The sequence below is a fragment of the Blautia luti genome (assembly GCF_013304735.1).
GTDB lineage: Bacteria > Bacillota > Clostridia > Lachnospirales > Lachnospiraceae > Blautia_A.
Window position 1 is genome coordinate 1 of sequence record NZ_JAAITI010000101.1, and the last position, 505, is coordinate 505.

Here is a 505-nt window from a genome sequence, read left to right on the forward strand (position 1 = left end):
TTTCCTTTAAATTTAACCATTCCGGTTCCTCAATGGATGCCCTGTCCCTTTTCTGGAAAAACAAAATATCAGAAACAACACTGGTATTGGCATTTCTCTGGAACGCATTATTCGGTAATCGGATGGCTCCAAGCAGTTCTGCCCGATTTGCGATATACTGTCTCACTGCCGGATTCTGCTTATCCATCGTTCCACTGGAAGTTACCACAGCCACTACGCCACCGGGACGCACCAGATCAAGGGATTTTGCAATAAAATAATCATGGATCATAAAATGATGCCGGTCATATCTGCGGTCACTGACCTGATACGCCCCAAATGGAACATTGCCTATCACACAGTCAAAAAAGCTGTCCGGATAACTGGTTTCCTCAAATCCCTGTACTGCAATCTTGTTTTTCTGGTAAAGCTGTTTTGCGATTCTTCCCGAAACCGGGTCGAGTTCCACACCGTACATATTGGCTTTGCCCATACTCTCCGGGATCAGTCCCATAAAGTTACCGAC

The 505-nt window shown here is 45.5% G+C and carries 1 protein-coding gene; it reads right to left on the reverse strand.

All coding sequences use genetic code 11. The features are described from left to right. On the reverse strand, positions 1 to 505 hold a 505-nt coding region (locus G5B06_RS18615), incomplete at both ends, for a class I SAM-dependent methyltransferase (RefSeq protein WP_173772727.1).